This window comes from Streptomyces sp. NPDC126503 (assembly GCF_040302405.1).
In the GTDB taxonomy this organism is placed as follows: Bacteria; Actinomycetota; Actinomycetes; order Streptomycetales; family Streptomycetaceae; genus Streptomyces; species Streptomyces gulbargensis.
This window is the reverse complement of sequence record NZ_JBEORS010000061.1, coordinates 1-1,016: the sequence shown is the minus strand read 5'-3', so window position 1 is coordinate 1,016 and position 1,016 is coordinate 1. Positions and strand designations below refer to the sequence as shown.

At 70.4% G+C, this 1,016-nt stretch carries 1 protein-coding gene; it reads left to right on the top strand.

What is annotated here, in order from left to right; translation table 11 throughout:
• Positions 1-1,015, top strand: a 1,015-nt coding sequence (locus ABTY40_RS30840) for an L-serine ammonia-lyase (protein WP_352062514.1), incomplete at its 5' end; no start/stop codon positions are given.
• Between the last annotated feature and the right edge of the window lies 1 nt (position 1,016).

Below are 1,016 nucleotides of genomic sequence, written 5' to 3'. Positions count from 1 at the left end.
GGCGCTCCCGTACCACGCCAACGGCATGACGGTCCTCGCGTACGACGACGAGGGCGCCCTCGTGCTCGAGAAGACGTACTACTCGGTCGGCGGCGGCTTCGTCGTGGACGAGGACGCCGTCGCGGGTGAGAACCCGATCGTCCCGGACGACACCGTCCTGAAGTACCCCTTCCGCACCGGTGACGAGCTGCTCCGGCTCGCCAAGGAGACCGGCCTGTCGATCTCGGCGATGATGCTGGAGAACGAGAAGGCCTGGCGCACCGAGGAGGAGATCCGCGAGGGCCTCCTGGAGATCTGGCGGGTCATGCAGGCCTGCGTCTCGCGCGGCATGTCCCGCGAGGGCATCCTGCCCGGCGGCCTGAAGGTCCGCCGCCGCGCCGCGAACTCCGCCCGCAAGCTGCGCTCCGAGGGCGACCCGGCCGCGCACGCCATGGAGTGGATCACCCTCTACGCCATGGCCGTGAACGAGGAGAACGCGGCCGGCGGCCGCGTGGTGACCGCCCCCACGAACGGCGCGGCCGGCATCATCCCCGCGGTCCTGCACTACTACATGAACTTCGTCCCGGGCGCGGACGAGGACGGCGTGGTCCGCTTCCTCCTCGCGGCCGGCGCGGTCGGCATGCTGTTCAAGGAGAACGCCTCGATCTCCGGCGCCGAGGTCGGCTGCCAGGGCGAGGTCGGCTCGGCCTGCTCCATGGCCGCCGGCGCCCTCGCCGAGGTCCTCGGCGGCTCCCCCGAGCAGGTGGAGAACGCGGCCGAGATCGGCATGGAGCACAACCTGGGCCTGACCTGCGACCCGGTCGGCGGCCTGGTGCAGATCCCCTGCATCGAACGCAACGGCATGGCGGCGGTCAAGGCCGTCACCGCCGCGAAGATGGCGATGCGCGGCGACGGCAACCACCTCGTCTCCCTCGACAAGGTCATCAAGACCATGAAGGAGACCGGCGCGGACATGAGCGTCAAGTACAAGGAGACGGCCCGCGGCGGCCTCGCGGTCAACATCATCGAGTGCTGAG